Genomic DNA, 20,473 nt, shown 5'->3' with positions numbered 1-20,473 from the left:
AGGACCGGAAGAGGAAATCATGACGACCAGCGATAAGCCGACGGCGACCGGCCTGGCGAAGGTGCTGATGCCTGTACCGGATCCGAACCCCGACGTGTTCGACCGGGAATGGCCGCTGCGGGTCGGTGACATCGACCGCGTCGGGCGGCTGCGTCTGGACGCAGCCTGCCGCCATATCCAGGACATCGGCCAGGACCAGCTCCGCGAAATGGGTCATGAGGAGACCCACCCGTTGTGGATTGTCCGGCGCACGATGGTCGACCTGATCCGTCCGATCGAGTTCCAGGACATGCTGCGGCTGCGCCGCTGGTGTTCGGGAACGTCGAACCGCTGGTGCGAGATGCGGGTTCGCATCGACGGCCGCGCGGGCGGCCTGATCGAGTCCGAGGCGTTCTGGATCAACATCAATCGTGAGACGCAGGGGCCGGCCCGCATCGCCGACGACTTCATGGCGGACCTGCAGCGCACCACGGACGTCAACCGGCTGCGCTGGAAGTCCTACCTGACCGCCGGGGCGCGCGAAAGCGCCGACGAGATCCGCGACTTCCCGATCCGGGTCAGTGACATCGACCTGTTCGACCACGTCAACAACTCCGTGTACTGGAAGGTGGTCGAGGAGTTCCTCGCGCCCTTCCCGGAGTTGTTGGAAGCGCCGCTGCGGGTGACCATCGAGCACGATGCGCCCGTCGCCTTCGGCGACAAGCTGGAGATCCTGTTGCACGTGTACCGGCCCGGGTCGACCGACAAGTTCGGTGAAGAGCTGTCGGACCGCCCTGTTAGAACGCTCACATATGTCGTCGGCGACGAGGTCAAGGCCGTCGCATCGATCTTCCCGCTCTGAACCGAACCGTTTAGCAGTACGAGCGTACTGACCTGCGAAAAGCCGTTGTCGGGCGGTAACTTCTGAACCGGTTCAGCTATTAACCGCCTTCGCAAACTTTGCAGATCATCGGGGTTCGGTTGGCGAAAATTGGCATGCGCAGCGCCTTGAACTGCACTGATGGTGCGAGGCATGCTCAAGTCAGCACACCGCTGAAGCTGCGTTGACGTTAACAAGCCACTTGTCGTCAAAGTAGCGTCGAAGACAAGTTAAGGAGCAGGCAATGTCCAACGTCGGCAAGCCGAAGACCGCAGAAGAGATCCAGCGCGACTGGGACACCAATCCCCGCTGGAAGGGTGTCACCCGTACCTACACCCCGGCCGACGTCGTCGCGCTGCAGGGCTCCGTCGTCGAGGAGGCCACCCTGGCCCGTCGCGGTGCGGAGGTCCTGTGGAACCAGCTGCACGACATGGAGTTCGTCAACGCCCTGGGCGCGCTGACCGGCAACATGGCCGTCCAGCAGGTCCGCGCCGGCCTGAAGGCCATCTACCTGTCGGGTTGGCAGGTCGCCGGCGACGCGAACCTGTCCGGCCACACCTACCCCGACCAGAGCCTCTACCCGGCCAACTCGGTGCCGCAGGTCGTGCGCCGCATCAACAACGCGCTGCTGCGCGCCGACGAGATCGCCATGGTCGAGGGCGACACCTCGGTGGAGAACTGGCTGGCCCCGATCGTCGCCGACGGCGAGGCCGGTTTCGGTGGCGCGCTCAACGTCTACGAGCTGCAGAAGGCCATGATCGCCGCCGGTGTCGCCGGCTCGCACTGGGAGGACCAGCTGGCTTCGGAGAAGAAGTGCGGCCACCTGGGCGGCAAGGTGCTGATCCCGACTCAGCAGCACATCCGGACCCTCACCTCGGCTCGCCTGGCGGCCGACGTCGCCGACGTCCCCACCGTCGTCATCGCCCGTACCGACGCCGAGGCCGCCACCCTGATCACCTCCGATGTCGATGAGCGCGACCGCCCGTTCATCACCGGTGAGCGCACCGCCGAGGGCTTCTACCGCGTCAAGAACGGCCTGGAGCCGTGCATCGCCCGCGCCAAGTCCTACGCGCCGTACTCCGACCTGATCTGGATGGAGACCGGCACCCCGGATCTCGACCTGGCTCGCCGCTTCGCCGAGGGCGTCAAGTCCGAGTTCCCCGACCAGATGCTGGCCTACAACTGCTCGCCGTCGTTCAACTGGCGCAAGCACCTGGACGACTCGACCATCGCCCGCTTCCAGAAGGAGCTCGGCGCGATGGGCTTCAAGTTCCAGTTCATCACGCTGGCCGGCTTCCACGCGCTCAACTACTCGATGTTCGATCTGGCCTACGGCTACGCCCGCAACCAGATGGCCGCCTACGTCGAGCTGCAGGAGCGCGAGTTCGCCGCCGAGGAGCGTGGCTACACCGCGACCAAGCACCAGCGCGAGGTCGGCGCCGGCTACTTCGACCGGATCGCCACGACCGTGGACCCAACCAGCTCGACCACCGCGCTGGCGGGCTCGACCGAAGAGGGTCAGTTCCACTAGATCTCTGCGCGAGCAGACGCAAAGGTCCCCAACGTCTCGGCGTGTCGGGGATTTTTGCGTCTGCTCGCCGGGGGAGTAGAAAGTGTCAGCGTGAGCATTCAACGAGTAGGTGTGGTCGGTGCAGGGCAGATGGGCTCTGGCATCGCCGAGGTAGCCGCCAAGGCCGGGGCCGATGTCGTGGTCTTCGAGCCCACTGACGAGCTGCTCAACGCCGGACGTGGCCGCATCACCGGGTCGCTGGAGCGCGCGGCCAGCAGAGGCAAGCTCTCCGAGTCCGACCGCGACGCCACGCTGGCCCGCTTCACGTTCACCACCGACCTCGCCGGTCTGTCCGACCGGCAGCTCGTCATCGAGGCGGTCGTGGAGGACGAGGCGGTCAAGGGCAACATCTTCGCCCAGCTCGATGAGCTCATCACCGATCCCGACGCGGTGCTGGCGTCGAACACCTCCAGCATCCCGATCATGAAAATCGCTGCGGCAACGAAGAATCCGAGTCGGGTGCTCGGTCTGCACTTTTTCAACCCGGTGCCGGTTCTGCCGCTGGTCGAACTGGTCAGCACCCTGGTCACCTCCGAGGAGGCCGCCGCCCGGGTCGAACGCTTCGCAAGTGACGTGCTGGGCAAGCAGGTGATCCGCTGCGGCGACCGTTCGGGCTTCGTCGTCAACGCTTTGCTGGTGCCCTACCTGCTGGCGGCGATCCGGATGGCCGAGGCCGGTGTGGCCACCGTGGAGGACATCGACACCGCAGTCGTCGCGGGTCTGTCGCATCCGATGGGACCGCTGCGGCTGTCCGACCTGATCGGGCTGGACACCATGAAGCTGATCGCGGACTCGATGTATGACGAGTACAAGGACCCGCATTACGCCCCGCCACCGCTGCTGCTGCGCATGGTCGAAGCGGGGCTGTTGGGCAAGAAGTCCGGCAAAGGTTTTTACACCTACTGAGCGCACCTGCGCTTTGTGCATTCACAGGCTCGATTGACTAAGCTGCATGCCGGTAGACCTACGGGTCTTGGTCCGGGGACCGTGTTGGTGGACATCTCCCTCTCACCGGCTACCCGACCACGCGAGCGAACGCTGAAGGGTAGCTGTTGATGGCAAACGCCGATACTGATCTCACTCCGTACTACGAGGAGTCTCAGTCGATCTACGACCTATCCGACGACTTTTTCGCGCTGTTCCTCGGACCCACCATGGGATATACCTGCGGCTACTACGAGCGCGAGGATATGACGCTCAACGAGTCCCAGACCGCCAAGTTCGACCTGGCCCTGGGCAAGCTCACCCTCGAGCCCGGAATGACCCTGCTCGACGTCGGTTGCGGTTGGGGCGGCGCCCTCGAGCTCGCGGTGCAGAAGTACGACGTCAACGTGATCGGAATCACGTTGAGCAAGAACCAGTCGGAGTTCGCGCGTAAGCGGCTGGCCAAGCTCGACACCAACCGCTCGGTCGAGGTGCGCCTGCAGGGCTGGGAGGAGTTCGAGCAGCCCGTCGACCGGATCGTCAGCATCGGTGCGTTCGAGGCCTTCAAGGCCGAGCGTTACCCGCTGTTCTTCGAGAAGGCCTACAGCCTGTTGCCCGGTGACGGCCGGATGCTGCTGCACACGATCCTGGCGCACACCCAGAAGTTCTTCCGCGAGAACGGCATCAAGCTGACCATCAGCGACCTGAAGTTCATGCAGTTCGTCGGCACGGAGATCTTCCCCGGCGGTCAGCTGCCCGCGGTGGAGGACATCGAGCAGCTCGCGGCGGACTCCGGCTTCACTCTCGAGCGCATCCACCTGCTGCAGGAGCACTACGCGCGGACCCTCGACATGTGGGCGGCCAACCTGCTGGCCACCCGCGACGAGGCGATCGCGATCACCTCCCAGGAGATCTACGACCGCTACGTGAAGTACCTGACCGGTTGCGCGGACTTCTTCCGCCGCGGCATCACCAATATCGGCCAGTTCACCCTCGTGAAGGGCTGAGCCCGCCGCTCAGGACTGCGCCAGCTTCTTCTTCTCCGCTTCGACGTCGAAGCCGGGGGGCGGCCACGCCAGCTTCATGCTCTTGAGCGCCTCGATGAGCAGTTCGTTGATCGCCAGCCGGGTGTACCACTTCTTGTCGCACGGGATCACGAACCAGGGTGCATGGTCAGTCGAGGTGCGGTCCAGCACGGCCTGGTAGGCCTCCTGGTAAGCCGGCCACAGCTTGCGCTCGTCGAGGTCACCCGGGTTGTACTTCCAGTACCGGTCCGGGCGGTCCAGGCGCTCGGCCAGCCGGCGCTTCTGCTCGTCGAGGGAGACGAACATCGCGCATTTGACCACGATGGTGCCGGAATCGACGAGTTCCTCCTCGAAGGCGTTGATCTCGTCGTAGCGGGGCTCCCAGACCTCCCGCGGCACCAGTTCGTGCACCCGGACCACCAGCACGTCCTCGTAGTGCGAGCGGTCGAACACCCCGATGTGGCCCGCCGCGGGCAAGGCCTTGCGGATGCGCCACAGGTAATGGTGAGCCCGCTCCTCCTCGGTGGGCACCCCGAAGCTGGTGTACTGGATGCCCTGCGGGTTGCCGGCACCCACGACGTGCTTGACGATGCTGCCCTTGCCCGCGGTGTCCATGCCCTGCAGCACCAGCAGCAGCGAGCGGCTGTCGCCAGCCTTGCCGTTGGCGTAGAGCATCTCCTGCAGGCCGGCGAAGCGCTCGTTGCGTTCGGCCTGGACCTCGGCGGAGCCGTCCTTGTCGCCGGTATAGCCGGGACTGGAGTCGGTGTCGATGTCGGCGATCTTGTCGCCGGCGCGGAACTGGAGGATGTGGTGCGGTTCGTGCGTCCACTGCGACGGCAAGTCGGCCATGGCCGGCAAGCCTAGGGCGTGAGCGCCGGCGGCAGCAGCGGAGACGGGTGGGACTCGGAATTGAACCGTTCCAGCGATCCGCCGGCCTCGACGATGCCGCACAACGCGTTCCAGCACAGCATGGTCAGGTAGTCGATCAGGTCGTCGCTACTCATCCGCGGGTGCGACATCCACGAGTGGGTTGCCAGCTGCACCCCGCCGACGATCAGATAGGCCCACGGCTCGACACCGCGGGTGTCCATCCCGGCCTGTTGCATGCGCCGGCGCAGCACCACCGCAAGCATCCGCGCGATGATCTGCTCCGAATCGGCGATGACTTTGTTTTTGCTGGCCGAACTGTTTGCCATCACGAATCGGTACGGCTCGGGCTCGGCGGCGACGGTCTCGACGTACACCCGGATGATCTCGCGGGTAAGGTCGAAGCCGTCCAGGTTCGACGACAGCGCACCGGCCATGTTGGGGATCAGGGTGGTCTGTGCGAACCGCATCATCACCGCGGTCGTGAGGTCGTTCTTGTCGACGAAGTAGCGGTAAAGAACCGTCTTCGAGACACCGATTTCGGCAGCTATCTCGTCCATGCTGACGTCGCGGCCCCGTCGGCGGACGGCCTCCAGCGCACCGTCCACCAACTCGGTGCGGCGTTCGACCTTGTGCTGGTGCCAGCGTCGCTTGCGACCATCGGTCTTGGCCTGGGTCTTTTCCAAGCCATGGCCCACTTGTTGTGCCACTATCGCGGAGTCCGTTCCCCTGTTCCTGACCGATTCTACGGGCTGGTGTGATCGCAAGGTCACATTAACTGGGGCCGCACCTAGCGGATGATGGTGGAGTGGCAGCAAAACATCGCCTCCCGGCGTTGCCGACGGAGGTAGCCGGCGCGGGTACGTCCCTCGCGGAGTCGTTCGCCGGTGCCGACCCGGAAGCCGACGCCGAACGGCGTCGCGCCCTACGCAGGATGAAAGCGGTGGCGCTGAGCTTCCTCATCGGCGCCACCGTGATCTTCCTGGTCTGTCGTTGGGTACAGGCCCAGGGTGGACCGGCGTGGATCGGGTACGTCGGGGCGGCCGCCGAGGCCGGCATGGTCGGTGCACTCGCCGACTGGTTCGCCGTCACGGCGCTGTTCCGTCATCCGCTCGGCCTGAAGATCCCGCACACGGCGATCATCAAACGCAAGAAGGACCAGCTCGGCGAGGGTTTGGGCACCTTCGTGCGGGAGAACTTCCTGTCTGCGCCGGTGGTGGAGACCAAGTTGCGCGACGCCGAGATCGCCGGCCGGCTCGGCAAGTGGCTCTCCGAGCCGGCCCACGCCTACCGGGTCGCCGGTGAGGCCGCGACCGTGTTGCAGGTCGTGGTGGAGCTGCTCAACGATGAGGACATCCAGCACGTCATCGACCGCACCATCGTCAAACGGTTGGCCGAGCCGCAGTGGGGGCCGCCGGTGGGCCGGGTGCTGGCGCAGTTGCTCGCCGAGAACCGTCAAGAGGCCCTCATCCAGTTGCTGTGTGACCGGGCCTTCGAGTGGGCGTTGAATGCCGGCGACACGATCGAGCGGGTCGTCACCCGCGATTCGCCGAGTTGGTCGCCGCGGTTCGTCGACCAGTTGGTGGGGGACCGGATTCACCGCGAGCTGATGGACTTCACCGACAAGGTGCGCCGCAACCCCAACCACGAACTGAGGTTGTCGGCCACCCGGTTCCTGTTCGAGTTCGCCAACGATCTGCAGAACGACGACGTCACCATCGCGCGTGCGGAAGCTGTCAAGGAGCAGCTGATGGTCCGCGACGAAGTGACTCGCGCCGCCGAGACCGCGTGGAAGACGTTGAAGCGCTTGGTGCTTGACGGTGTGGACGATCCGTCGAGCGCACTGCGCACTCGCATCGCAGACTCTGTCGTGCGCATCGGCGAGTCGCTGCGCGACGACGCCGAATTGCGCGACAAGGTCGACAACTGGATCGTGCGCGGCGCCCAGCACCTGGTCGGTCAGTACGGCGGCGAGATCACCACGATCATCACCGACACCATCGAGCGCTGGGACGCCGAAGAGGCCAGCCGCCGCATCGAGCTGCATGTTGGCCGCGACCTGCAGTTCATCCGGATCAACGGCACCGTGGTGGGTGCCCTGGCCGGCCTGGTGATCTACACAGTGGCGCAATTCATGTTCTGACCTGCGCTAACTAGTGCTTGCAAAAGTTAGCACCCCCGCGTAACGTGGCTCTCGCACGCACCGGACAACCCACGCGCAAGGTGGTGAACCATGGCTCAGGATGCCGACATTCAGACCGTGGTGACCCACGCGGCGCATGACATCGGGGGCTTCATCAGGGCGCAGCGTGAAGCCGCGCAGGTATCGGTGCGGCAGTTGGCCGAGAAGGCCGGCGTCAGCAATCCCTACCTCAGTCAGGTTGAAAGGGGGCTACGCAAACCTTCTGCGGAGGTGCTGAGCCAGATCGCCAAGGCGTTGCGGGTATCCGCGGAGGTCCTCTACATCCGCGCCGGAATCCTGGAGCCGAGTGAAGGCAGCCAGGTGCACGACGCGATCATCGGGGACACCGCGATCACGGAGCGCCAAAAGCAAGTTCTGCTCGACATCTACACGTCGTTCTGTCAGCAGAACGAAGCTGCCCGTGAGGAGTTGACGTCTGAGTAGCCGCGCTCCGCTGCCCACTGAAAACCCAACAATCACAACTGATTTCAATAATTCGAAAGGAGCCATTCACATGGCCGAGAACCCCACCATCGAGGATCTGAAGGCCCCTCTGCTCGCCGCGGTCGGCGCTGCCGACCTGGCCTTGGCCACGGTCAACGAGATCCTGGCCGGCCTGCGCGAGCGCGCCGGAGAGGTCCGCACCGAGGCCGCCGAGCGGGTCGAAGAGCGTCGTGCCGCGCTGACCAAGCTGCAGGACGACCTGCCGCAGCGCGCCGAGGAGCTGCGTGGCCGGTTGTCCAGCGAGGAGCTTCGCAAGGCTGCCGACAGCTTCTTCGAGGACGCCACCGCGACCTACAACAGTCTCGTCGAGCGTGGCGAGGCCGCGCTGGAGCGGCTGCGCAGTCAGCCTGACTTCAAGGAAGCCGCCGCGCAGGTCGAGGGCTACGTCGACCAGGCCGTCGAGCTGACGCAGGAAGCCCTGGGCAGCGTGTCGTCGCAGACCCGCGCCGTCGGCGAGCGCGCCGCCAAGCTGGTCGGCGTCGAGCTGCCCGCCGGCGAGGCTCCGGCCGAGAAGGCTCCGGCCAAGGCTGCTGCCGCCAAGAAGGCTCCGGCCAACGCCGCCGCCAACGAGGCCCCGGCCAACGACGCCCCGGCCAAGAAGGCCCCGGCCAAGAAGGTTACCCAGAAGTAAATCGACGATCGGGACGGTATCCGCCTAGGCTGGTTCATTGTGAGCCAGCTTGTGGGTACCGTCCTTTTCGTTTTGCAGCTCGCCGTAGTCGGCGCCACGCTGTACGCGTTCGTCCACGCCGCCATGCAGCGGCCCGACGCCTACACTGCGGCCGAGAAGCTCACCAAGCCGGTCTGGCTGGTGATCCTGGGCGTCGCTGGTCTGCTGGCCCTGGTGCTGGGGGTCACCGGCGTCGCGATCGCCGCGGTAGCCGCCGGCGTCTACATCGTCGATGTCCGCCCCAAGCTGCTCGAGATCCAGGGGAAGTCGCGCTGACCGGTCGACGTCGCCTGCTCGTGGCACTGGCCGCGGTGCCGGCGGCGCTGATCCTGGCCGCACCGGCCTCGGCCGACACCAACCCGTCGCCGCCGTTCATCGACCACACCCAATGGCAGCACTGGGGTGACCTCGTCAGTCTGCGGGTCTATCCCACCGCGGCGGGCCGTGAGGCCGCCGGCCAGCTTTTCAAGCCGTCCTGGGAGATCGACGAAGCCTGGGGCGAGGTGCTTGCACAGGCCCCCGACGTCAACACCCCGGGAATGCGGGACCAGTTCGTCTGCCATTTCCGGTTCGCCGAGTTCGCCGAGCCGGGCAAGGCCAGTTGGAATCTCGAGCCCTGGCGGCCCGTGGTCGACGACAACGCGATGACCGCCGCCGGCTGCAACCCCGGCGGCTCCGAAGAGCCGTTCTGATGACGCCATCGCGGCTGCAGGTCGCCGGACTTGTCGACCACACGCTGCTGAAGCCCGAGGCGACCGACGCCGACGTCACCGCGTTGGTGGCCGAGGCCGTCGACCTTGCAGTGTTGGCGGTCTGCGTCTCGCCGTCCATGGTGACCGCCGCGCACAAGGCGGCGCTGTCGCATCCCGAAGACCTCGTCATCGCGGCCGTCGCCGGATTCCCGTCCGGCAAGCACCTGCCCACGATCAAGGCGCGGGAGGCGGCTGCCGCGGCCGAGTCCGGCGCCGTCGAAATCGACATGGTCATCGACATCGGCGCCGCGGTGGCCGGTGACTTCGCCGCGGTCGCCGCCGACATCGCGACGGTCCGCGCCGCCGTGCCCGACGCGCTGCTCAAGGTCATCGTCGAGTCCGCCGCATTGCTCAGTGTCGCTGGCGAGCGCACGCTGGTGCAGGCGTGCCGGGCCGCCGAGGACTCCGGCGCCGATTTCGTCAAGACCTCGACCGGATTTCACCCTGCCGGAGGTGCCTCGGTGACCGCTGTCGAGATCATGGCCACGACGGTCGGGGGCCGGCTGGGGGTCAAGGCCAGTGGCGGGATTCGCACGGCCGAGGCTGCCGTCGCGATGCTCGACGCGGGTGCGACCCGGCTCGGGCTGTCCGGGACGCGGGCGGTACTCGACGGGCTGAGCTGACGCGCATCGAGAGCCGACAGGCCGGGCGGATTAGATGCCTGCGAAGCAGGGATCCTGCTGCCCGTTGGGGATGGTCGCATCGCGGGTGACGAACTTGGCGGTCACCCCGGTGTCGGTCACCGCCACGCTGTCGGCGTGGATGCCCATCGGCAGGTTCTTGGTCAGCGTGGTGGTGAACGCGTCGAACGCCGGCTGGACGGTTTCCCGAGGCAGCAGGAACCCCAATCCGCTGAGGCTGACGACCTGCAGGTTCAGGCTGCCGTTGGACACCTCGGGCCTGGCCTTGATGGTGCCGACGCCGCCCCGCAGTTCGATGGTGCCGTCCGACGGCGACGTGCTGACCCCGGTGACCAGACCACCTACGATCGGGATGATGTTCTGCAGCGTCTGCTTGATCCCATCGCTGGACCACGTGATCGTGGCGTCCAGCGAGCCGAGCGTGCCCGCCGAGTCGGCGGTCTTCTGGATCTTGATGTCGTCGAGCACCAGGTTGAGCTTCATGCCCTTGGCTTCCCGGATCTGGTTGCCTGCGGTCTCCACGTTGATGTCGCTGTAGTGACCGCTCAAGTGCTGCAGCACGAGGGGCCGCATCCCGAACGAGACGCTCGCCCCGTCCTTGACCACGCACTCGACGGCCTGGGCCACCACCGTGTCGGCCTTGTGCCGGACATAGAGTTCGACGCCCAGCAGGCCGGCGATCACCAGCGCCACGACGATGACGAGCGCCAGGACGATCGACAGCGGGTCGCGCAGGAACCCCGACTTTGGTTCCTCGGGCTCCTGCGGCGGGGGTGCGCTTGGCGGGCCGGGTTGCGGGATGAACTGGGTGGGCTGATCCTGAGCGACCGCGGGCCAGGCCGGGGCGGTGCGGTCGCCGGGGCCGAAGGGATGGTTGGGGCCCCGTGGCGGATACGTCACCCGCGCGATTCTGCCCTATCAATCTGAGCGAACTCTGAGCGGTTACGCAGTACACCGAGGGTCTCGCGGACCGACGGCAGGCAGTCGATGTCGATGTCGGCGACCACCAGTTCGGGATCGGGACCCGCCGAGGCCAGCACCTCCCCGAGCGGGGATGCCACCAGGCTGCCCCCGACTCCGGCCGGCGCCTTCGTCGCTCTGGCCAGCTCGTCTCCCGGGTAACCCTGGCCCGCGGCGGCGACGAAACAGGTGGAATCCAGTGCCCGCGCCCGGGCCAGCAGCGTCCACTGCTCCAGCTTGCCCGGCCCGGCGCCCCACGACGCGCTGACGGTGATCACCTGCGCGCCGCGGTCGGCCAGTTCGAGGTAGAGGTTCGGGAATCGGATGTCGTAGCAAAGTGTCAATCCGACACCGACTCCGTCGACGGTGATCACCACCGGCTGCCGGCCCGGCACCACCCCATCGGACTCGGCGAACCCGAACGCGTCGTAGAGGTGGATCTTGTCGTAGTGGGCGTCGACGTCGGGCCCGGTGGCCAGCAGGGTGTTGGTCACGCGTCCGTCGGGCGACGGCGTGAACATGCCGGCCACCACGGTGATCCCGGCGTGCCGGGCGATGTCGCGCACCGCGTCGGCCCACGGCCCGTCGAGGGGCTCGGCGACCGGGGCCAGTGGCACGCCGAACCGCGACATCGTGCCCTCGGGAAACACCACGAGGCGGGCACCGGCTTCGGCGGCGCGGCGGGTGTAGTCGTCGACCAGCGTCAGGTTGGCGACGGGATCGGTGCCCGCGAGAATCTGGGCCAGGGCAATCCGCATGCTTCAAGCCTAGGCCGAGCAGCTACCGGACGGGGCGACCGTTGCCCACTGCACGGTGAGCACCGCATCGCGCACTTTGCGCCGCTGCGCCTCGATGTCCTGCCCCGTACCGCGAAGGTGCGCCAGCATCGCCCGCCACCGATCGCGTGGGCCGAACACCGAATGCCCGGCGGCAGCCGCCCAGGCGCGATCCGCCCTGCTGAGCAGCTGGTGGATCGGCTGGCCTGGAACATTGTGGTGGATAAGGATTTTCGGCAGCCGCTCGGCCAGATCCGAGGGTCGTTCGATGTACCGGGGGTCGCAGGCCAGCGTCAGGCTCACCGGTCCGTCGCCGTCGAGCAACACCCAGCAGCACAGTCGGCCGAGCTCGTCGCAGGTGCCGTCCAGAATCAACCCACCCGGTGCCAGCCGGGCGCGCATCGTGTCCCAGGCGTCGGCGACAGCTTCTTCCGGATACTGGCGCAACACGTTGAACGCCCGCACCAGAATCGGGTGCAGCCCGGCGAGCTCGAATCCACCCACACCGAACTCGACCCCGGCGACGCCGGGCACCACCCGCTCGGGGTCGATCTCCAGACCCACCACCCGGATGTCGGGACGCACCGTGCGAAGCCGCGACGCCAATTCCAGTGTGGTGACCGGCAATCGGCCGTAGCCCAGATCCACGATCACCGGATCGGTCGCGGACTCCAGCGCCGTGTGCACCCGGGGTGAGTTCAGCATCCAGCGGTCGGCGCGTCGGAGCCGGTTTGCGTTGGTAGTGCCGCGCGTCGGGATACCGACGGGCCGTCGTGGCCTAGTAATGGCTGGCGATCCAGTCCCGGGTGAAATCGCGCTCGGCGTCGAACAATCCGCGCAACCCGCCGAGCACCCACTGCTCGATCTTGCCGCCCACCAGCGGCACTTTCACCGTGCAGACGCTGTTGAGGTGTAGCGCGCTTCCGGCGGCCGACTCGGAGAGCACGTAGGTTCCGCCGACGTCCATCGGCGCAGGTACCCGAGCCTGGTAGTGCCCGCGTGCGGAGTTGCTGGCCGAGTCGAACAAGTCGAAGTGCTGCTCGCGGGTCACGGTGATGTTCAATGGCACGACGGCGGCCGCGACCGGCGGCAGGTCGTTGCTGGACAGGGTGTGGCTGAACACGATGTCGGTGCCATCGGCGTCGTGGCTGAAGCGGGTCAGCGTCGACTCGTAGAGGCGGCCGTGCTCGGCGACCAGATATTCCCAGTACTCGCGGCTGGTGAAGCTCTCATAGAGGTCGACGGCGGGCTTGTTCAGCGTGATGACGTAGTCCATGTGGCGGGACATGAGGCAACGGTACCTGCGGGCTCAGCGGTTCTCGGCGATCCACATGGTGGTGAAGCGCTGCTCGGCGATGAGCAGCTCCACCAGCTGGTTTCCGATGAAGTTCTCCACCTTGCCGCCGACCAACGGGATGCGCACCTCGACGGTGGCGCGAAAAGCCAAGCGGGTGTGAGCGTCTGAGGGGCCGAGCTGCGCGTCGCCGCTCAGTGAGACTGGCGCGCGGGAGACCGCGCCGGCGACGGTCGCCTTGGCTTTACCGTCGACCAGCCCGGTCCAGCACTCCATCCGCTGGATCTCCAGATCGCCGCGATGGAACTGGGTGACGATCCCGGGCAGCCGGTCGGCCCTCAGGATCTGGGTCGTCGTGACGGCGACGCCGCCGTCGTCGTCGAGCCGGATCGAGTCCAGGCTGGCGTCGTCGGCACCGGAGTCGGCCAGCCGGGCCAGCCAGTACTGCTCGTCGCGCAATGCCTCATGGACCTGTTCGACGCTGCCCTCGTAGTCGGCGGCCATGTCGAACGAACGCGGCATAGCTGGTGAGGCTACCGTTACGGGCCGTGGGCAGCGGCGGGCACGTGGATTTCGGCGGCGCGGCGATCGCCGAGGGTGTGCCGCTGGCGTCGCTGACCACGCTGCGTGTCGGCCCCGTCGCCCCCCGCGTCATCACCTGCACCACCGCCGACCAGATCGTGGCGACCCTGCGCGCCCTCGACCGGGAGTCCGCCGAAGACATCCTGGTGCTGGCCGGCGGCTCCAACGTCGTGATCGCCGACGACCTGGCCGGGCTGACTGTCGTGCGGCTGGCCAACCCGGCGATCACGGTGGACGGTGGCCTGCTGCGCGCCGAGGCCGGGGCGGTGTGGGACGACGTCGTGGTGGCCGCCGTCGAGAACGGACTGGGCGGACTGGAGTGCCTGTCCGGCATCCCCGGCACGGCCGGGGCGACGCCGGTGCAGAACGTCGGCGCCTACGGGGTCGAGGTGGCCGACACCCTGACCCGGGTCCGGCTGCTGCACCGCCGCACCGGCCAGGTCCGCTGGGCGGCGGCGCAGGAACTCGGGTTCGGCTACCGCCACAGTGTGCTGAAGAATTCCACGGACGCGGTGGTGCTCGAGGTGGAGTTCACCCTCGACCCGTCCGGACGGTCGGCGCCGCTGCGCTACGCCGAGCTCGCCGCCGCGCTCGAGGTGGCGGCGGGGGAGCGCTGCGACCCGGCCGACGTCCGCACGGCCGTATTGGGCCTGCGCGCCCGCAAGGGCATGGTGCTCGACGCCGCCGACCACGACACCTGGAGCGTCGGCTCGTTCTTCACCAATCCGGTGGTGCCCGCCGAACAGTACGAGGCGCTGCAGGCCCGCCACGACGGTCCGGTCCCGCAATACCCGGCCCCCGACGGGGTGAAGCTGGCGGCGGGCTGGCTGGTGGAGCACGCCGGGTTCGGCAAGGGCTATCCGGGGCCCGACGCCGTCTGCCGGCTGTCGACCAAGCATGCGCTGGCGCTGACCAACCGGGGACGGGCCAGCACCGCCGATGTGCTCGCCCTGGCACGAACCGTGCGCGACGGCGTGCGCGACGTGTTCGGCATCACCCTGCTACCTGAACCTGTGCTGGTCGGCTGCGTGCTGTAGCGACACGTTTTCGCTGTCTGTCGAGTGATTCCGTATCTTTGATTGACGTGAGTCCCGCCGACAGACTGCCGCCGGTGAACCGCCGGCGCGTGTTGACGGCGCTGGGGCTCGGTGTGGTCGCACCCGGCGCGCTGGCCGCCTGCATCGGCGGCCCCGACAAACGCTCCGAGTCCTCGGCGCCGCCGCCCAAACCCTCGCTGACCTTCACCCCGGCTGACGCCGCCAAAGACGTCCTGCCGACCAGCCCGGTCAGCCTGCAGGTCAAGGACGGCTGGCTGCAGCAGGTCACGCTGACCAACGCCGAGGGCAAGCCGGTGGCCGGCACGCTCGACCGCGACCGCGCGGCGTTCACCGCCACCGAGCCGCTGGGCTACGGCGCGGTGTACACCTGGGTGGGTTCGGTGGTCGGTCGGGACGGCAAGGCCGTGCCGGTCGCCGCCACGTTCGCCACGATCAACCCGACCACACAGGTCAACGGGCAGTTCCAGCTTTCCGACGGCCAGACCGTCGGCGTCGCGGCGCCGATCATCATGCAGTTCGACGCCTCGATCGACGACGCGCACCGCCCCGACGTGGAACGTGCGCTGACCGTGGTCACCGACCCGCCGACCGAGGGCAGCTGGGCCTGGCTGCCCGACGAGGCCCAGGGCTCGCGGGTGCACTGGCGGACCCGGGAGTACTACCAGCCCGGCACCAAGGTGCACGTCGATGCCCGCCTGTACGGGGTGAAGTTCGGCGACGACGCCTACGGCGCGGCCGATTCGACCCTGGACTTCGAGATCGGCCGCCGCCAGGTGGTCAAGGCCGACGCCGCTTCGCACCGCATTCAGGTGATCACCGACGCGGGCGTCCTCATGGACTTCCCGTGCAGCTACGGTGAAGCCGACCTGCCCCGCAACGTCACCCGCAGCGGCATCCACGTCGTCACCGAGAAGTACTCCGACTTCTACATGTCCAACCCGGCGGCCGGCTACAGCAACATCCACGAGCGCTGGGCGGTGCGGATCTCCAACAACGGCGAGTTCATCCACGCCAACCCGGCCTCGTCTGGCGCGCAGGGCAACACCAACGTCACCAACGGCTGCATCAACCTGTCCTCCGGTGACGCCGAGCAGTACTACTACAGCGCCGTCTACGGTGACCCGGTCGAAGTCACCGGCACCTCCATCCAGCTGTCCTACGCCGACGGCGACATCTGGGACTGGGCGGTGGACTGGAACGAGTGGAAAACGATGTCCGCGCTGGGAGACACCAGGGCGGCGTCGAACATCCCCAGTAGCGCACCGGCCACCCCGACCGATGCACCGACGCTGTCCGGCACGCCCACCACGACCGCGACGACGCCCTCGACGACATTCCCCTCGTCGAGCTCGGTTACCCCCGGCGGTTGAACCGGCTGGCGCTGGCCTGATCCCGCGGCCGGATGATCATCTGGTCGATGTTGACGTGCGACGGGCGTGACGCGACGAAGCCGATCGCCTCGGCGACGTCCTCGGCCACCAACGGCTCGATGCCGTTGTAGACCGCCTCGGCGCGCTGCTCGTCGCCGGCGAAACGCACCAGCGAGAACTCAGTCCGCACCGCGCCGGGCGCAATCTCGGTGAGCCGCACCGGTTTTCCGAGCAGTTCACCGCGCAGGGTCCGGTGCAGCGCGCCCTGGGCGTGCTTGGCCGAGGTGTAGCCGCCGCCGTTGTCGTAGACCTCCAGGGCGGCGATCGAGGTGACGGTGACGATCAGGCCGTCGCCGGATGCGATCAGCTTGGGCAGCAGCGCGCGGGTGATGCGCAGCGTGCCCATGACGTTGGTCTCCCACATCCAGCGCCAGTTCTCCAGGTCCGCCTCGGCGATGGGTTCCAGGCCCTTGGCCCCGCCGGCGTTGTTGATCAGCGCATCCACCCGGGTCAGCCCGGCTGCCAGCGCTTCCACCGCGGCGCCGTCTGTGACGTCCGCCACGACGGCGGTGCCGCCGATCTCATCGGCCAGGCGCTGGATCCGGTCACCGCGACGAGCCACGGCGACAACGTGAAAGCCTTGCGCGGCAAGCGTTCTGGCGGTTGCCTCTCCAATGCCGGCGCTCGCGCCGGTGACAACGGCCACGCGGGAATGGGCATCTGGAGAAGTCATCGGTCCAACTTTAGCGACCCTTTGTCGCTAGGGCTTTGGCAGTTGAGCCGAGTTTCATGCTGCGGTGGGAAGTCTGGCGTGGGCGAGCCGCTGATCGATGTGTTGGTCGAGGGCGGGTAGGGCGGCGCGGAGCTCGGGTGGGCGCTTGGGGCTGGTCGGCGGCGAATGGTAACTGTGTTAAATTCCTTCCCGTGATCCGTCTCGGGCTGACCAGCTGTCTGGTCGCGCACACCGCGTGTTGTTGTCGCGCGATTCGCTGCGCCTGACCAGACCGGACTCTTCTTCCCGTCCCGCTCAAGTCGCCAGGCGTGGCCCTCAAGCCCACCCCCGACTCGAGAAGGACCCTCCCAGTGCGTACCACCGCCCTTTCCTCCCACAGCCCGGCTCGCACCACTGCTGGCCGACCGCATCCGCTGCGGACCCGCCACCACATCATCGCGCCGTCGCTGCGCATCCCCGACGCGGCGACCGCCGCAGTCTTCGCCGCGGTGCGCCAGCGCGGGGCGATCGCCCGCGACGTGATCGCCCAGGTCACCAAGCTGTCGATTGCGACGGTCAACCGCCAGGTCACCGCCCTGCTGGACGCCGGAGTCCTGCGCGAGCGGGCCGACCTGGCCGTCTCCGGCGCCATCGGCCGGCCCCGCGTTCCGGTCGAGGTCAACCACGAGCCGTTTCTGACCCTCGGCATCCACATCGGTGCGCGCACCACGAGCATCGTGGCCACCGACCTGTTCGGCCGCACCCTCGACGCCGTCGAAACCCCCACCCCCCGCGCCGGGCAGGCCCAGGCGCTGGCTTCACTGGCCGCCAGCGCGCGCCGCTATCTGAGCCGCTGGCATCGCCGTCGTCCGCTGTGGATCGGCGTGGCGACCGGCGGCGTGGTCGACAGCACCACCGGCCACGTCGACCATCCCCGGCTCGGCTGGTCGCAGGCTCCGGTCGGTCCGGTGCTGGCCGAAACGCTCGGTCTGCCGGTGTCGGTGGCCTCCCACGTCGACGCGATGGCCGGCGCCGAGTTGCTGTTGGGAATGCGCCGGCCGCCGCAGCCCTCGTCGAGCAGTCTCTACGTATATGCCCGTGAGACAGTGGGTTTCGCGCTGGTGATCGGCGGACGCGTACACAGCCCGACCAGTGGTCCGGGAACCATTGCCGCGCTGCCGGTGCAATCGGAAATCCTCGGTGGCACCGGTCAGCTCGAGTCGACCGTCAGCGACGAGGCCGTGCTGGCGGCTGCCCGCAAGCGCGGGATCATCGCGGCCGCCGGCCCCGGCGCCTCGCCGGCCGCACTGTTGCGTGTCGCACGGCAGGGTGACCAGCCCGCGGCGGTCGCGGCCCGCGATCTGCTCGGCGAGCGGGCCCGTGCGCTGGGCGGAGCGGTGGCACTGTTGCGCGACATGCTCAACCCCGACGAGGTGATCGTCGGCGGCCAGGCCTTCACCGAGTACCCGGAGGGCATGCAACTCGTCGAGGCAGCCTTCGCCGAACGCACGGTGTTGCCGCCCCGCGACATCCGGGTCACTGCCTTCGGCAATCGGGTGCAAGAAGCCGGTGCCGGCATCGTCTCGCTCGGCGGCCTCTACGCCGACCCGATCGGTGCACTGCGTCGCGCGCAGAACCGCCGCCCGGATGTGTCCGCCTGACGGGGCCCGGAACCGCGGCTCATCCTCATCGCTGCCGATCTGCATCGTCGACGACGGGCTGAACAAGCCCCGAACAGGGCGGGTGCAAAGATGGAGGCGTGCGGCAGGCCCGGGATCTGAGCGAAGTCTCGTCCGATGTGCTGCCCCGGCGCGTCGCGGTTCTTTCGGTGCACACCTCCCCGCTGGCCCAGCCCGGCACCGGTGATGCCGGCGGGATGAACGTCTACGTCCTGCAGACCGCACTGCACTTGGCTCGGCGCGGAGTCGAGGTCGAGATCTTCACCAGGGCCACCTCCTCGGCCGACGAACCGGTGGTTCGGGCGGCACCCGGTGTGCTGGTTCGCAACGTGGTGGCCGGGCCCTTCGAGGGTCTCGACAAATACGACCTGCCCACGCAGTTGTGTGCCTTCACCGCCGGCGTGCTGCGTGCCGAGGCCAACCACGAGGCGGGCTACTACGACATCGTGCACTCGCACTACTGGCTGTCCGGCCAGGTGGGTTGGCTGGCGCGGGATCGCTGGGCCGTCCCACTGGCGCACACGTCGCACACCCTGGCCGCGGTCAAGAACGCGGCGCTGGCCGACGGTGACTCACCGGAGCCGCCGCTGCGCGCTGTCGGCGAACAGCAGGTGGTCGACGAAGCCGACCGGTTGATCGTCAACACCGAAGACGAACTGCGCCAATTGGTTTCGCTGCATAACGCCGATCCCGCTCGGATCGACGTCGTGCATCCAGGGGTGGACCTCGAGACGTTCACACCAGGTGACCGGCGCGCAGCGCGCGCCGCGCTCGGACTGGCCGCCGACCAGACGGTGGTCGCGTTCATCGGACGCATCCAGCCGTTGAAGGCGCCAGATGTGTTGTTGCGTGCCGCGGCTCTACTGCCCGACGGGCGAGTTCTGGTGGCGGGCGGTCCGTCGGGAAGCGGTGTGGCTGAGCCCGATGCCCTGGTGGGGCTGGCGGCCGAACTGGGCATCTCCGATCGGGTGACATTCCTGCCGCCGCAGTCGCGCGAAGACCTGGTCAACGTCTACCGTGCCGCGGATCTGGTTGCGGTGCCGAGCTATTCGGAGTCGTTCGGGCTCGTCGCGGTCGAGGCGCAGTCGTGTGGGACACCGGTTGTGGCCGCGGCGGTGGGCGGGCTGCCGGTGGCGGTGGACGACGGTGTCAGCGGATTGCTGGTGCCCGGTCACGAACCGCAGCAGTGGGCCGACGCGATCGCGACGGTAGTGCGGCGCGACGCCGGCGAGCTCAGCCGCGCTGCCGTCGAACATGCGCGAAAGTTCTCCTGGGACAACACCGTTGACGGTCTGCTGGCAAGCTATGGCCGGGCGATCACCGACTACGCGAGCACCCACCACCGCAGCGCTGCCCGTGATCTGCTGGCCCGCCGGAGCGGCAGGCGCTGGACCATGCGCAGGGGAGTGCGGGTGTGAATCAGGCGGACGTGCAACAGATCATCGAGAAGACGCTGATCGACAACGACGTGGCGTACTCGCGCTTCGAAGGCGCGCGCGGCGGCCGGCCCGGCCTCATCGTCGAACTGCCCGGCGAGCGCAAGCTGAAGACCAACACGTTGCTGAGCATCGGCGAGCATTCGGTGCGCGTCGAGGCCTTCGTGTGCCGCCAGCCCGACGAGAACCACGAGGGTGTCTACCGCTTCCTACTCAAGCGCAACCGTCGGCTCTACGGGGTGGCGTACACCCTGGACAACATCGGCGACATCTACCTGATCGGGCGTATCGCGCTGGACGCGGTCAGCGCCGATGAGTTGGACCGCATCCTGGGGCAGGTGCTCGAGGCCGTCGACACCGACTTCAACACCCTGCTGGAGCTCGGCTTCAAGTCGTCGATCCAGAAGGAGTGGGCGTGGCGGGTGGCCCGTGGTGAGTCGCTGAAGAACCTGCAGGCGTTCCAACACTTGATCGAAGACGACGATGCAGGCCTCGGAGAGGCCTGAGGAGGAGTCGAGGGTCGGGTCGTCGAAGACGACGATGCAGGCCTCGGAGAGGCCTGAGGAGGAGTCGAGGGTCGGGTCGTCGAAGACGACGACTGAGCCCGGCCGT

Annotated in this window: 23 protein-coding genes; 15 read left to right on the top strand and 8 right to left on the bottom strand. The window is 67.7% G+C overall.

Translation table 11 applies throughout. From position 1 onward, the window contains the following. The first annotated feature begins 19 nt into the window (after window positions 1–19). The 4 genes from K9U37_RS01030 (at window position 20) to K9U37_RS01015 (ending at window position 4,360) form a co-directional block, all read left to right on the top strand. Window positions 20–841 (top strand): acyl-[acyl-carrier-protein] thioesterase, encoded by an 822-nt coding sequence (locus tag K9U37_RS01030; protein WP_243070133.1) that lies wholly within the window; start codon window positions 20–22, stop codon window positions 839–841. A 262-nt stretch (window positions 842–1,103) separates the two neighbouring features. Beyond that, window positions 1,104–2,390, top strand: a complete 1,287-nt coding sequence (aceA, locus tag K9U37_RS01025) for an isocitrate lyase (RefSeq protein WP_243070132.1) — start codon at window positions 1,104–1,106, stop codon at window positions 2,388–2,390. Window positions 2,391–2,450: 60 nt separating this feature from the next. Continuing rightward, window positions 2,451–3,335 (top strand): 3-hydroxybutyryl-CoA dehydrogenase, encoded by an 885-nt coding sequence (locus K9U37_RS01020; protein WP_272888068.1) that lies wholly within the window; start codon window positions 2,451–2,453, stop codon window positions 3,333–3,335. Window positions 3,336–3,484: 149 nt separating this feature from the next. Beyond that, complete coding sequence (locus tag K9U37_RS01015) at window positions 3,485–4,360, top strand: cyclopropane mycolic acid synthase family methyltransferase (protein ID WP_243070131.1); 876 nt, start codon at window positions 3,485–3,487, stop codon at window positions 4,358–4,360. Window positions 4,361–4,369: 9 nt separating this feature from the next. Here K9U37_RS01015 and K9U37_RS01010 read toward each other — a convergent pair whose 3' ends face one another. Both K9U37_RS01010 and K9U37_RS01005 read right to left on the bottom strand, forming a co-directional pair. After that, complete coding sequence (locus K9U37_RS01010; RefSeq protein ID WP_243070130.1) at window positions 4,370–5,227, bottom strand: polyphosphate kinase 2 family protein; 858 nt, start codon at window positions 5,225–5,227, stop codon at window positions 4,370–4,372. Window positions 5,228–5,238: 11 nt separating this feature from the next. Then, entirely contained in the window at window positions 5,239–5,943 is a 705-nt protein-coding gene (locus K9U37_RS01005) for a TetR/AcrR family transcriptional regulator (protein ID WP_243073167.1), read from the bottom strand. Window positions 5,944–6,053: 110 nt separating this feature from the next. Here K9U37_RS01005 and K9U37_RS01000 point away from each other — a divergent pair, with 110 nt between their 5' ends. The 6 genes from K9U37_RS01000 (at window position 6,054) to deoC (ending at window position 9,976) form a co-directional block, all read left to right on the top strand. Continuing rightward, window positions 6,054–7,388, top strand: a complete 1,335-nt coding sequence (locus tag K9U37_RS01000; protein WP_243070129.1) for a DUF445 domain-containing protein — start codon at window positions 6,054–6,056, stop codon at window positions 7,386–7,388. Window positions 7,389–7,478: 90 nt separating this feature from the next. Continuing rightward, window positions 7,479–7,871: a helix-turn-helix domain-containing protein gene (locus K9U37_RS00995; RefSeq protein ID WP_243070128.1), complete on the top strand. Its 393-nt coding sequence runs from the start codon at window positions 7,479–7,481 to the stop codon at window positions 7,869–7,871. A 70-nt stretch (window positions 7,872–7,941) separates the two neighbouring features. Further along, window positions 7,942–8,562: a heparin-binding hemagglutinin gene (locus K9U37_RS00990; RefSeq protein WP_243070127.1), complete on the top strand. Its 621-nt coding sequence runs from the start codon at window positions 7,942–7,944 to the stop codon at window positions 8,560–8,562. Window positions 8,563–8,601: 39 nt separating this feature from the next. Then, on the top strand, window positions 8,602–8,877 hold the full coding sequence (locus K9U37_RS00985; protein ID WP_243070126.1) for a DUF2516 family protein: 276 nt from the start codon (window positions 8,602–8,604) through the stop codon (window positions 8,875–8,877). 14 nt (window positions 8,878–8,891) lie between these two features. Further along, window positions 8,892–9,293, top strand: coding sequence for a DUF2599 domain-containing protein (locus K9U37_RS00980; RefSeq protein ID WP_243073166.1), 402 nt, complete (start codon window positions 8,892–8,894; stop codon window positions 9,291–9,293). Continuing rightward, window positions 9,293–9,976: a deoxyribose-phosphate aldolase gene (deoC, locus tag K9U37_RS00975; protein ID WP_243070125.1), complete on the top strand. Its 684-nt coding sequence runs from the start codon at window positions 9,293–9,295 to the stop codon at window positions 9,974–9,976. The genes K9U37_RS00980 and deoC overlap by 1 nt, the downstream gene beginning before the upstream one ends. A 30-nt stretch (window positions 9,977–10,006) precedes the next feature. On the opposite strand, the gene K9U37_RS00970 is transcribed toward deoC, so the two are convergent. The 5 genes from K9U37_RS00970 to K9U37_RS00950 all read right to left on the bottom strand — a co-directional run bounded on the left by K9U37_RS00970 (window position 10,007) and on the right by K9U37_RS00950 (window position 13,546). After that, window positions 10,007–10,894 carry an LmeA family phospholipid-binding protein gene (locus K9U37_RS00970; RefSeq protein WP_243070124.1) on the bottom strand — a complete coding sequence of 296 codons (888 nt, stop codon included), beginning with the start codon at window positions 10,892–10,894 and terminating at the stop codon, window positions 10,007–10,009. Continuing rightward, on the bottom strand, window positions 10,891–11,712 hold the full coding sequence (locus tag K9U37_RS00965; protein WP_243070123.1) for a carbon-nitrogen hydrolase family protein: 822 nt from the start codon (window positions 11,710–11,712) through the stop codon (window positions 10,891–10,893). The genes K9U37_RS00970 and K9U37_RS00965 overlap by 4 nt, the downstream gene beginning before the upstream one ends. Window positions 11,713–11,721: 9 nt before the next feature. After that, on the bottom strand, window positions 11,722–12,435 hold the full coding sequence (locus tag K9U37_RS00960) for a class I SAM-dependent methyltransferase (RefSeq protein ID WP_252393912.1): 714 nt from the start codon (window positions 12,433–12,435) through the stop codon (window positions 11,722–11,724). 73 nt (window positions 12,436–12,508) lie between these two features. After that, window positions 12,509–13,018, bottom strand: coding sequence for a DUF2505 domain-containing protein (locus K9U37_RS00955; RefSeq protein WP_243070122.1), 510 nt, complete (start codon window positions 13,016–13,018; stop codon window positions 12,509–12,511). A gap of 21 nt (window positions 13,019–13,039) precedes the next feature. Then, window positions 13,040–13,546 carry a DUF2505 domain-containing protein gene (locus K9U37_RS00950; protein WP_243070121.1) on the bottom strand — a complete coding sequence of 169 codons (507 nt, stop codon included), beginning with the start codon at window positions 13,544–13,546 and terminating at the stop codon, window positions 13,040–13,042. 26 nt (window positions 13,547–13,572) lie between these two features. Between K9U37_RS00950 and K9U37_RS00945 the strand changes: the two genes are divergently transcribed. After that, window positions 13,573–14,643 (top strand): UDP-N-acetylmuramate dehydrogenase, encoded by a 1,071-nt coding sequence (locus K9U37_RS00945; protein ID WP_243070120.1) that lies wholly within the window; start codon window positions 13,573–13,575, stop codon window positions 14,641–14,643. A gap of 38 nt (window positions 14,644–14,681) precedes the next feature. After that, window positions 14,682–16,034: a L,D-transpeptidase gene (locus tag K9U37_RS00940; protein ID WP_243070119.1), complete on the top strand. Its 1,353-nt coding sequence runs from the start codon at window positions 14,682–14,684 to the stop codon at window positions 16,032–16,034. On the opposite strand, the gene K9U37_RS00935 is transcribed toward K9U37_RS00940, so the two are convergent. Beyond that, on the bottom strand, window positions 16,018–16,767 hold the full coding sequence (locus K9U37_RS00935; protein ID WP_243070118.1) for an SDR family NAD(P)-dependent oxidoreductase: 750 nt from the start codon (window positions 16,765–16,767) through the stop codon (window positions 16,018–16,020). The two genes, K9U37_RS00940 and K9U37_RS00935, sit on opposite strands and share 17 nt — an antisense overlap. A 350-nt stretch (window positions 16,768–17,117) precedes the next feature. On the opposite strand from K9U37_RS00935, the gene K9U37_RS00930 reads away from it, so the two are divergent. The 3 genes from K9U37_RS00930 (at window position 17,118) to K9U37_RS00920 (ending at window position 20,367) form a co-directional block, all read left to right on the top strand. Continuing rightward, the gene (locus K9U37_RS00930; RefSeq protein WP_243070117.1) at window positions 17,118–18,407 is read left to right on the top strand and encodes an ROK family protein; all 1,290 of its coding nucleotides are present in this window, start codon (window positions 17,118–17,120) and stop codon (window positions 18,405–18,407) included. Between the two features lie 98 nt (window positions 18,408–18,505). After that, on the top strand, window positions 18,506–19,843 hold the full coding sequence (gene mshA / locus K9U37_RS00925) for a D-inositol-3-phosphate glycosyltransferase (RefSeq protein WP_372489353.1): 1,338 nt from the start codon (window positions 18,506–18,508) through the stop codon (window positions 19,841–19,843). Further along, complete coding sequence (locus K9U37_RS00920; protein ID WP_243070116.1) at window positions 19,840–20,367, top strand: type III secretion system chaperone family protein; 528 nt, start codon at window positions 19,840–19,842, stop codon at window positions 20,365–20,367. Before mshA ends, K9U37_RS00920 begins: the two co-directional genes overlap by 4 nt. Window positions 20,368–20,473 lie beyond the last annotated feature (106 nt).

The sequence above is a fragment of the Candidatus Mycolicibacterium alkanivorans genome, assembly GCF_022760805.1.
GTDB lineage: Bacteria > Actinomycetota > Actinomycetes > Mycobacteriales > Mycobacteriaceae > Mycobacterium > Mycobacterium alkanivorans.
Note: the sequence above shows the minus strand (reverse complement) of the source record. Positions and strands in the feature narration are given on the sequence as shown.

Bases quoted from the DNA above. Each gene is read 5' to 3' on its own strand.
- K9U37_RS00995 (WP_243070128.1), top strand. From the start codon at position 7,479: ATGGCTCAGGATGCCGACATTCAGACCGTGGTGACCCACGCGGCGCAT.
- aceA (WP_243070132.1), top strand. From the start codon at position 1,104: ATGTCCAACGTCGGCAAGCCGAAGACCGCAGAAGAGATCCAGCGCGAC.
- K9U37_RS00955 (WP_243070122.1), bottom strand. From the start codon at position 13,018: ATGTCCCGCCACATGGACTACGTCATCACGCTGAACAAGCCCGCCGTC.
- K9U37_RS00960 (WP_252393912.1), bottom strand. From the start codon at position 12,435: ATGCTGAACTCACCCCGGGTGCACACGGCGCTGGAGTCCGCGACCGAT.
- K9U37_RS00990 (WP_243070127.1), top strand. From the start codon at position 7,942: ATGGCCGAGAACCCCACCATCGAGGATCTGAAGGCCCCTCTGCTCGCC.
- K9U37_RS00935 (WP_243070118.1), bottom strand. From the start codon at position 16,767: ATGACTTCTCCAGATGCCCATTCCCGCGTGGCCGTTGTCACCGGCGCG.
- K9U37_RS00950 (WP_243070121.1), bottom strand. From the start codon at position 13,546: ATGCCGCGTTCGTTCGACATGGCCGCCGACTACGAGGGCAGCGTCGAA.
- K9U37_RS00965 (WP_243070123.1), bottom strand. From the start codon at position 11,712: ATGCGGATTGCCCTGGCCCAGATTCTCGCGGGCACCGATCCCGTCGCC.
- deoC (WP_243070125.1), top strand. From the start codon at position 9,293: ATGACGCCATCGCGGCTGCAGGTCGCCGGACTTGTCGACCACACGCTG.
- K9U37_RS01030 (WP_243070133.1), top strand. From the start codon at position 20: ATGACGACCAGCGATAAGCCGACGGCGACCGGCCTGGCGAAGGTGCTG.
- K9U37_RS01010 (WP_243070130.1), bottom strand. From the start codon at position 5,227: ATGGCCGACTTGCCGTCGCAGTGGACGCACGAACCGCACCACATCCTC.
- K9U37_RS01015 (WP_243070131.1), top strand. From the start codon at position 3,485: ATGGCAAACGCCGATACTGATCTCACTCCGTACTACGAGGAGTCTCAG.